Genomic DNA, 9337 nt, shown 5'->3' on the forward strand with positions numbered 1-9337 from the left:
AAATCGAGCAGGCGCTAATCGGAAGGACGGCCGGGCGCGACCAGCGCCGCGAATTCGCGCGCCAGCGCGCCGAGATCGAAACGCTCGGGCCGATACCAGTCGATCGAGCCGTTCATGGCGCCGAGCAGGAAAAGGCGCAGCGCCTCGGCCGAGCATCCGGGCGCGACTTCCTGCGCCTCCTGCAGCTCGGCAATGAGGCGGCGCCAGACATCCTCATAGAGCCGGCGCGCCAGGCGCACGCTCTCCGGCGTCGGGCCGCTGCCGAAGGTGAAGACCTTGATGGCGGCGCTGGTATAGTCGCCATGGCCGTGCAGGGCGCAAAGATGGGCCGCGATCGCCGCCTCGAGCCGCCGGCGCGGACCAGCCTGCCCCGCGCCGGTCAGCGCCGCCGCGACGGCGTCGTGGACGAAGCGGACGCCGTCGCCGACCACGGCCTCGACGATCTCCTCCTTCGAGGCGAAGTGGTGATAGAGGCTCGCCTTGCGGATGCCGACCGCCTCGGCGATCTCGCGCAGCGTGGTCTGGTGATAGCCGCCCGAGCGCAGCAGCCGCGCCGCCATGTCGAGGATCAGCCGGCGCGAGCCGCTTTCCGCCGCCGGTCGCTCCGTTCTGGCAGCGGGGGCGCTCACAGCCGCTTCGCCACCTCTTCCAGCATCACCTCGGTGGCGCCGCCGCCGATCGCCTGGACGCGGGCGTCGCGGGCCATGCGCTCGATCGTGCTCTCGCGCATGAAGCCCATGCCGCCATGGAACTGGACGCAGGCATACATCACCTCGTTGACCAGCTCGCCGCAATAGGCCTTGGCCATCGAGACCTCGCGCGTCGCGTCGAAGCCCTGCGCGTCGAGCCAGGCGGCATGCTGGACGAGCTGGCGGCCGGCCTCGACCCTGGCGGCGAGCATGGAGAGCTTCTGGCGGATCGCCTGCTTCTCCCAGAGCGGCGCGCCGAAGGCTTTTCGCGTGCGGACATAGTCGAGCGTCAGCTCGATCGCGGCCTGCGCCTCGCCCATCGCCATGGCGCCGATCACCGTGCGCTCGTTCTGGAAATTGCTCATGATCGCGTAGAAGCCGCGGCCCTCGCCGCCGAGCAGGTTTTCGGCGGGCACGCGGCAATCCTCGAAGATCAGCTCGGCGGTGTCGGAGGAGCGCCAGCCATGCTTGTCGAGCGCCCGCCCGACGCGAAAGCCCGGCGTGGCCTTCTCGACCAGGAACATCGAGACCGCCTGCGAAGGCTTTGCCGCCGGGTCGGTCCTGGCGGCAACGCAATAGAGATCGGCATGGACGCCATTGGTGATGAACATCTTGGCGCCGTTCAGCACATAGGTGTCGCCGTCGCGCCGCGCCGTGGTGCGGATGCCCTTCACGTCGGAGCCGGCATCCGGCTCGGTGACGGCAACCGCGCAGATCGCCCTGCCGGCGACGACATCCGGCATGAAGCGGTCGCGCTGAGCCTTGCTGCCGGCATTGAAGAGATGGACCGAGGCCATGTCGGTATGGACCAGGGCGGTGATGGCGAAGCCGGAAAAGGTCGAGCGGCCGAGCTCCTCGGCCAGCACGACGGTCGCCAGCGTATCCATTTCCGAGCCACCATATTCGGCCGGATAGCGGATGCCGAGGAAGCCGAGCTCGCCCATCCGTTCCAGCACGGCGCGCGGCACCATGCCGGCCTCCTCCCAGGCGAGGCCATGCGGCTTGACCTCGGTCTCGACGAAGCGGCGGATCTGGTCGCGCAGCGCCTCGTGCTCCTCGCCGAAATAGGGCGAGCGCCGCTGCCCATTGCCGCCGGTTCCGAAGCTCTCCGCCGCCGTCATCGCCATCCTCCCGGTTGTCAGTAACCAGTGCCTACCTGCCGGACGGTAGGGCGAACGGGCGCTGCCGGCAAGCCGGGCTTCCCGATGCGTTCCGCAAGACAGGTGCCTTCCGCACGACAAAGGGCGCGGCGCCGGAGCGCCACGCCCTGTTCGTCAATGCCCCGTCATTCCGGACAAGCCGCAAAGCGGCACAGCTCGGAAATCCTATGGAACGCCAGAGCCCTCCGATGGATTCCGGCGTTCCGCTTCGCTCCAGCCGGAATGACGGCGGAGCGAGTAAACTCAGGCGAGCTTGCCGCCGACCGCCTTTTCGAGGATGGCCCACGCCTCGTCGCCGAACTTGCCCTTCCACTCGGCGTAGAAGCCGGCCTTCTGGAGCGTGGCGCGGAATTCGTCGGCCTTGGTCTCGTTGATCACCATGCCCTTGGCGGTCAGCTCGTCCTGCAGGCCGGCATTGAGCTTGGCGACGTCGGCGCGTTCCAGCATGGCGGCGGCGTCGATGTGCTTGGCAACGATGGTGCGCAGGTCCTGTGGCAGCCGCTCCCAGGCGCGGCGGTTCGCAAGGAACCAGAAGCCGTCCCACATATGGTTGGTCAGCGAGAGGTATTTCTGGACCTCGAACAGCTTGGCGGTGGCGATGATCGCCAGCGGGTTCTCCTGGCCGTCGACGATCTTGGTCTGCAGCGCGGTGTAGACCTCGGCGAAGTTGATGCTGGCCGGGGCCGAGTCGAAGGCCTTGAACATCGAGGTCCAAAGCGGCGAGACCGGCACGCGGATCTTGAAGCCCTTGAGATCGGCCGGGCTCGCGATCGGCCCCTTGGACGAGGTCATCTGGCGGAAGCCATTGTCCCAGATCTTGTCGAGGACGTGCAGGTTGGCCTTGGCGATCTGGCCGCGGACGTAGGCTCCGAGCTCGCCGTCCATCGCCTTCCAGACCGCGTCATAGTTCGGGAAGGCGAAGCCGATGCCGCTGAGCGAGGCATTCGGCACCAGGGTCGAGAGGATCAGCGGCGACAGCGTGAAGAACTCGACGCCGCCGGAGCGGACCTGGTTCAGCATGTCGGTGTCGGAGCCGAGCTGGTTGTTCGGGAAGATCTGGATGACGACGCGGCCCTTGGTCTCGTCCTTGATCTTCTCCATCGCCTCGTTGGCGCGCACGTTCATCGGATGCGCCAGCGGCAGGTTGTTGGCGTATTTATAGGTGAACTCGGCGCTCTGGGCGCGGGCGCCGATCGAGAACGTGCCGATGGCGGCGGCGGCCGTGCCGGCCTGCAGGATGCTGCGACGTGAAATGGGCATTTGGGTTTCCTCCCTGAAGGTTCTTGGTTCTAGCGCCGCGACCGTGCCCGGCTCACGCGGAAGTCTTTTTCCAATGGTGACGCCGGCCTGCCCCGCGCGGCAATCGACAGGCGCGGCGGGCCGCCATGATCGCGCAACATGGCGCGCCTCACAGGAAGGCCGTCGAGATCGCCGGGACGAGCGCGATGATCACGAGCCCGGCGATCAGCGCCAGCAGATAGGGCCAGATCGCGCTCATCGCCTCGTCCGGCGCGACATTGCCGATCTTGCAGGCGATGTAGAAGCCGATGCCGACCGGCGGCGTCATCAGGCCGATGTTCATCGCGGTGACGACGACCATCGAATAGTGCACGTCGTTGATGCCGAGGCTCTTGGCGACCGGGAACATCAGGGGCGCCATCAGCACGATCGCCGGCAGCCCCTCGAGCACGCAGCCGAGGATCATGAAGACGACGATGGTGACGCCCATGAAGCTGATCCAGCCGCCGGGCAGGGTCGTCATATAGGCGGCGAGATCGCGGGCGAAACCGGTCTGGGTCAGCGCCCAGGCCATGGCCGAGGCCGTGCCGAGGATCATCAGGATGGCGCCGGACAGCGCCGCCGTCTCGACCAGCATCTCGTAGAACTTGCGCCAGCCGATGCCGCCATAGAGCCAGATGCCGACGATGATGGCGTAGAGCACGGCGATGGTCGAAACCTCGGTCGCCGTCGCGACGCCGCCGCCGACGGCGCTGCGGATCAGGAAGGGCAGCACCAGCGCCGGCGCGGCGATCAGCCCGGTCTTCCAGATCGTGGCGAAGGGGGCGCGGCGCACGCCCTGCAGCATCTCGCCGCGCGCCTTCCAGCGCGCCAGCACGGCCAGCACCAGCAGCAGCACGGTCGCGACCAGAAGGCCATTGGTGAAGAGCCCGGCGATCGAGACGCCGGCGACCGAGCCGAGCACGATCAGCACGATCGAGGGCGGCACCGTCTCGGCCATGGCGGCGCCGGTCGAGAGCAGCGCGATCAGTTCCTTGGGCTGGTAGCCGCGCCGCTTCATCTCGGGGAACAGCGCCGGAGCGACCGTCGCCATGTCGGAGACCTTCGAGCCGGAGATGCCCGAGACCAGGAAGAGCGAGCCGAGCAGGACATAGGACATGCCGGCCCGGATATGGCCGAGCATGGAGGCGAGGAAATCGACGATCGCCTTGCCCATGCCGGTGGCGTCGAGCACGCAGCCGAGCAGCACGAAGATCGGCACCGAGAGCAGGATCAGGCTCGACATGCCCTCGTCCATGCGCCCGATCATCACGAAGATCGGCACGCTGGTGCTGAAGGACAGGAAGCACAGCGCCCCGATGCCGAAGCAGAAGGCGATCGGCACTCCGGCGGCGAGGCAGAAGCCGACGACGCCGATCAGGAAGATGACGATGTTGAGATAGCCGAGCGTCTTGAATACCGGCGTCAGCAGGAAGAAGGCCGCCGCCACCAGGCCGATCAGCGCCGCCGAGAGGACGATCTCGCGCATGGTGCAGGTGCGCACCGCATAGGTCAGCACCAGCGCCAGCATGGTCAGGATGCCGAAGGCGATGGCCGAGACGCGCCAGCTCGAGGGGATGTTGAGCGCCGCCGAGGTGACGTAGGATTCCTCGATGACATAGTCGATCGCCGGCCAGGCCATCACCAGGAGGAAGGTCGCGACCACGAGCAGGCCGAAAGCCTGGGCGAGCCCGTGCAGGCGTTGCGGCAGCATGCCGACGAACAGCGTCAGGCGCAGGTGCTCGTTGCGGTCGATGGCGATGGCCGAGCCGAGCATGGCGAGCCAGAGGAAGGAGATCGAGGCGGCCTCGTCGATCCAGATCACCGGGATCGAGAGCACATAGCGCGAGGTCACGCCGCCGAGCAGCAAAGTGACGATGATGACCAGCAGGGCTGCGGCGACGATCTCGAGCGGGCGCACCAAAGCCGAGCCGACGCGCCGCGGCGCGGGGTCAAGGCTCTCCAGAACGGCCGCGACGCCGTCACTCCTATGCGTATCGGCCATAAGGCCGCCCCTCCCATTCGCCTGCCTTGTCGACTCGCTGGTCGCGACAGGTCCATATCGTGGCGCTGGCCACCACTGTTCCGGCAGGAACATACACGGATCGATCGTCGTTGCAATCGCGGCTGTGGCGATCTACAGATTCAAGGCCAGATCAGAGGTCCGCATCATGGACCCGCAAGGCAGAGGAAATGCGAGCAGGGGCCATGCCGTCGCCAGATTTGCCGGGCTCGCAAAGCGTCGACCGCGCCTTGCGGCTGCTGTCGCTCGTCGGCCGCGAGACCGCCTTCGGCCTGCCGCTGAGCGAGATCGTCGGCGAAAGCGGCCTCAGCAAGCCGACGGTCAGGCGCCTGCTGCTGGCGCTGATGCGCGCCGGGCTGGTCGAGCAGGCGGAAGAGACGCGGCGCTATCATCTCGGCGAGGAGGCCTTCGTGCTCGGCCTGCTCTCCGGCAGCCGGTACGGGCTGCTCGACCTCGCCATGGCGAGCCTGCGCCTGCTCTCGGATACGACCCAGGACACCAGCTTCTTCTCGGTCAGGCGCGACCGCTTCGCCGTCTGCCTGCATCGCGAGGAAGGCACCTGGCCGGTGCGCACCCACGCTTTGCAGGCCGGCGACCAGCACCCGCTCGGCATCGGTGCCGGCTCGCTCGCCATGCTGGCGGCGCTCGCCGACGACGAGGTCGAGGCGATGATCGCGGCCAATCGCGGCATCCTGGCCGAGCGCTATCCGAGCTATACGCCGGCGCGCATCCGCGCCGATGTCGCGCAGGCCCGCAAGCAGGGCTTTTCGCTCAATCCCGGGCGCATCGTCGCCAGTTCCTGGGGCATCGGGGTCGCGGTGCGCTTTCCCGACCGGCGCGTCGCCGGTGCGCTCAGCCTCGCCGCGATCGATGCCCGGATGCGGCCGCAGCGGCAGGAGGAGCTCGCCTTGGCGCTCCGGCGCGAGGCGAAGCAGGTCGAGCAGCGGCTCGCCGGAATGCTGGACCTGCACGAGCCCGTGCGGGCGCTCGCGAAGCTGCCGGCGCGCGGCACGAAACAGGCGGTGGAGACAAGGTCATGACCAGATCCGGAGAGGCTTCCAGCCCGCTCGGCGGGCAAGAGCCCATCTCGCAGCGGGTGATGAACCTCGCGCATTTCCTGACGCGCAACGCCAGGCGCTTTTCCGGCAGCCCCGGGCTGATCTGGGGCGAGCGGCAGTGGAGCTGGAGCGAGATCGACGCGGCCGTGCATGCGCTCTGCGCCGCCCTTTCCGCCCGCGGCATCGGCAGGGGCGACCGCCTCCTGGTGCATTCGAAGAACTGCGACGAGATGTTCTTCTCGATGTTCGCCGCCTTCCGGCTCGGGGCGGTCTGGGTGCCGACCAATTTCCGGCTGATGCCGGACGAGGTCGCCTATCTGGCCAGTTCCTCGGGGGCGAAGGGCTTTCTCTGCCATGGTGATTTCCCGGAGCATGCCGCTTCGGTCGCCGCCGCCAGTCCGGCGCTGGAATTCACCTGGCGGATCGGCGAAGGCGGCTTCGGCGAGCAGGCGGTCGGCGAGGCGATCGCGGCCCATGCCGGCGCGCGCGTCGCTGATGCCATGGTCGAGCGCGACGATCCCTGCTGGTTCTTCTTCACCTCCGGCACCACCGGCCGCTCCAAGGCGGCGGTGCTGACCCATGGCCAGATGGGCTTCGTGGTGACGAACCACCTCGCCGACCTGGTCCCCGGCTCGACGGAAGACGACGCCTCGCTCGTCGTCGCGCCGCTCTCGCATGGCGCCGGCGTCCACCAGCTCGTGCTCTCGGCGCGCGGCGCACCGAGCATCCTGCTGTCGACCGAGCGCTTCGACATCGACGAGGCCTTCCGGCTGATCGAGAAATACCGCGTCACCAACATCTTCACCGTGCCGACGATCCTGAAGATGCTGGTCGAGCACCCGGCGGTCGACCGGCACGATCATTCCAGCCTGCGCCATGTCATCTATGCCGGCGCACCGATGTATCGCGAGGACCAGAAGACGGCGCTGAAGAAGCTCGGCAAGGTGCTGGTGCAGTATTTCGGCCTCGGCGAGGTCACCGGCAACATCACCGTGCTGCCGACCTACCTGCACGAGGAAGAGGACGGGCCGGAGGCGCGCATCGGCAGCTGCGGCGTCGAGCGCACCGGCATTGAGGTCCAGATCCAGAGCGACGAGGGCAAGGAGCTTTCGCCCTTCGAGACCGGCGAGATCTGCGTGATCGGCCCGGCCGTCTTCGCCGGCTATTACGAGAACCCGGAAGCCAATGCGAAGTCGTTCCGCGACGGCTGGTTCCGCACCGGCGATCTCGGCCATATGGACGAGCAGGGCTTTGTCTACATCACCGGCCGGGCCTCGGACATGTACATCTCCGGCGGCTCGAACATCTATCCGCGCGAGATCGAGGAGAAGCTCCTGACCCATCCGGCGATCGCGGAAGCGGCCGTGCTCGGCATCCCCGATGCGGTCTGGGGCGAGATCGGCATCGCCGTCTGCGTGGCCCGCAGTGGCGTGGTGGAGGCCGAGCTCGCCGCCTACCTCGCCGAGAAGATCCCGCGCTACAAGATGCCGAAGCGCTTCTTCTTCTTCGAGGAACTGCCGAAATCCGGCTATGGCAAGGTGCCGAAGCGGCTGGTGCGGGACGAACTGGAGAAACGCGGCCTGCTCGACTTTTCCCGCCCGCCGGGGTCGGCTGCGTGAGGACGATCCGGCAGCCGGGGCCGGCGAACCCCGAGCGCGTGCAATGGGCCGAGGCGCGCGGCCGGCAGCTCATGCTCGACCTCGAACCCGGGCAGCTGCTGCTCGACGCGATCGCCGGCGCATTCGCCGCCCAGGGTTTCACCAGCGGCGTGCTGCGCCTGCCGGCTGGGCTGGCGCTCGCGCCCTTCGCCTATGTGATGCCGGCGCTCTCGGCCACGCCCGAGCATGCCGCCTTCTACAGCGAGACCTTCCGGCCCGAAGGCGTCGCCCGGATCGAAGCCGGGGCGCTGACCTTCGGCGAGCGCGACGGGGCGCCCTTCTTCCATGGCCATGCGCTCTGGCGCGAGGCCGATGGCCGGCGCAATGGCGGCCATATCCTGCCCGAGCAGAGCTTCCTCGCCGAGGCGGTCACGGTCGAGGCGGTCGGGCTGGGTGGCGCCGGCTTCGTCGCCGGGCATGATCCCGAAACCAATTTCAAGCTGTTCATGCCGGCCGAGCAGCCGCAGACCGCCGCGGACATCGGCGGGCGCTTCTTCGCGCTGCGGCTGCGCCCGAACCAGGACGTCTTCGCGGCGCTGGAAAGCTTCTGCGCCGCGCGCGGCATCGCCCGCGCCGCGATCCATGGCGGCGTCGGCTCGACCATCGGCGCGCGTTTTGCGGACGGCGGGGCCGTCGAGCCCTTCGCCACCGAGATCGCGATCACCTCGGGCCGCATCGCGCCCGGCGCCGACGGGAGGCCGGAAGCCGAGCTCGCCATCGCGCTCGTCGATTATACCGGCGCCATGGCGGAGGGGCCGCTGCGGCGCGGCGACAATCCGGTGCTGATGACGCTGGAACTGGTGCTGGAAGCGCTCTGAGCCGCCGGCCTCGCCGTCATTGCGAGGCGCGCAGCGACGAAGCAATCCAGGGGCCGCCGCGCGAGCCCTCCTGGATTGCTTCGCTTACGCCCGCAATGACGGGGGATCGGCCCCGCCTGCGCCCCTTCTTTCAGAACCTGACCTCGAAACGTCCCTTGAGGGCGTGGTCGCGGGTGCGCTCGCCGATGGCGGCGGAATAGGCGAGGCCGAGCGTGGTGCTGCGGCTGACGCGCCAGTCGAGCCCGGCCTCGGCGACCAGCGCATTGCGGTCGATCGAGGCCGCATAGACCCGGGCCGGGGTGGTGCCGGCGATGAAGGCGGTCATCGCCTGCGGGGTCAATTCGCCAAAGCCATAGCGCCAGCCGAGCAGGCCGCGGGCGAAGAGCGGCATGGTGCCGAGCTGCGCCTCGGCGCGCAGGCCGAGCGTGGTGAAGCCGAGGTTCTGCTCGCCGGAGAAGACCCGCAGCGCCGCCGCGCCGCCCTGCTCGAGATCAGAGCCGCTCGAGACCTGCAGCAGCGCGAGCTGGGCAAAGGGCTCGATGGCGAAACGCTCATAGGTGAAGGCATAGCCGAGCTCGGCAAAGGCCTGCACCACCTGCGTGTCGCGATCCGAGCGCAGCGTGTCGCCAAAGCCGCGGATCCGGACCTGGCGG

Annotated in this window: 8 protein-coding genes; 3 read left to right on the forward strand and 5 right to left on the reverse strand. The window is 68.4% G+C overall.

Annotated features, from left to right (window positions below; translation table 11 throughout):
* Nucleotides 1-14: 14 nt before the first annotated feature.
* The 4 genes from V6M56_RS18200 to V6M56_RS18215 form a co-directional block, all read right to left on the reverse strand.
* On the reverse strand, nucleotides 15-629 hold the full coding sequence (locus V6M56_RS18200) for a TetR/AcrR family transcriptional regulator (RefSeq protein WP_332685575.1): 615 nt from the start codon (nucleotides 627-629) through the stop codon (nucleotides 15-17).
* Nucleotides 626-1810, reverse strand: a complete 1185-nt coding sequence (locus V6M56_RS18205) for an acyl-CoA dehydrogenase family protein (RefSeq protein ID WP_332685576.1) — start codon at nucleotides 1808-1810, stop codon at nucleotides 626-628. Before V6M56_RS18205 ends, V6M56_RS18200 begins: the two co-directional genes overlap by 4 nt.
* 282 nt (nucleotides 1811-2092) lie before the next feature.
* Nucleotides 2093-3109, reverse strand: coding sequence for a TRAP transporter substrate-binding protein (locus tag V6M56_RS18210; RefSeq protein WP_332685577.1), 1017 nt, complete (start codon nucleotides 3107-3109; stop codon nucleotides 2093-2095).
* Between the two features lie 148 nt (nucleotides 3110-3257).
* Nucleotides 3258-5132, reverse strand: a complete 1875-nt coding sequence (locus V6M56_RS18215) for a TRAP transporter large permease (protein WP_332685578.1) — start codon at nucleotides 5130-5132, stop codon at nucleotides 3258-3260.
* A 203-nt stretch (nucleotides 5133-5335) separates the two neighbouring features.
* Here V6M56_RS18215 and V6M56_RS18220 point away from each other — a divergent pair, with 203 nt between their 5' ends.
* From V6M56_RS18220 to V6M56_RS18230, 3 genes are read left to right on the forward strand one after another with little or no spacing between them, the layout of a single operon-like run.
* A complete protein-coding gene (locus V6M56_RS18220; protein ID WP_332685579.1) occupies nucleotides 5336-6190 on the forward strand; it encodes an IclR family transcriptional regulator in 855 nt (284 codons plus the stop codon).
* Nucleotides 6187-7827 carry an acyl-CoA synthetase gene (locus tag V6M56_RS18225; RefSeq protein ID WP_332685580.1) on the forward strand — a complete coding sequence of 547 codons (1641 nt, stop codon included), beginning with the start codon at nucleotides 6187-6189 and terminating at the stop codon, nucleotides 7825-7827. Before V6M56_RS18220 ends, V6M56_RS18225 begins: the two co-directional genes overlap by 4 nt.
* Complete coding sequence (locus V6M56_RS18230) at nucleotides 7824-8684, forward strand: PCC domain-containing protein (RefSeq protein ID WP_332685581.1); 861 nt, start codon at nucleotides 7824-7826, stop codon at nucleotides 8682-8684. Before V6M56_RS18225 ends, V6M56_RS18230 begins: the two co-directional genes overlap by 4 nt.
* Nucleotides 8685-8814: 130 nt before the next feature.
* Here the strand turns inward: V6M56_RS18230 and V6M56_RS18235 are convergent.
* On the reverse strand, nucleotides 8815-9337 hold a 523-nt coding region (locus V6M56_RS18235; protein ID WP_332685582.1), incomplete at its 5' end, for an autotransporter outer membrane beta-barrel domain-containing protein.

The sequence above is a fragment of the Allobosea sp. genome, assembly GCF_036675845.1.
Classification (GTDB): domain Bacteria; phylum Pseudomonadota; class Alphaproteobacteria; order Rhizobiales; family Beijerinckiaceae; genus Allobosea.

Bases quoted from the DNA above. Each gene is read 5' to 3' on its own strand.
- V6M56_RS18205 (WP_332685576.1), bottom strand. From the start codon at position 1,810: ATGACGGCGGCGGAGAGCTTCGGAACCGGCGGCAATGGGCAGCGGCGC.
- V6M56_RS18225 (WP_332685580.1), top strand. From the start codon at position 6,187: ATGACCAGATCCGGAGAGGCTTCCAGCCCGCTCGGCGGGCAAGAGCCC.
- V6M56_RS18215 (WP_332685578.1), bottom strand. From the start codon at position 5,132: ATGGCCGATACGCATAGGAGTGACGGCGTCGCGGCCGTTCTGGAGAGC.
- V6M56_RS18220 (WP_332685579.1), top strand. From the start codon at position 5,336: ATGCCGTCGCCAGATTTGCCGGGCTCGCAAAGCGTCGACCGCGCCTTG.
- V6M56_RS18210 (WP_332685577.1), bottom strand. From the start codon at position 3,109: ATGCCCATTTCACGTCGCAGCATCCTGCAGGCCGGCACGGCCGCCGCC.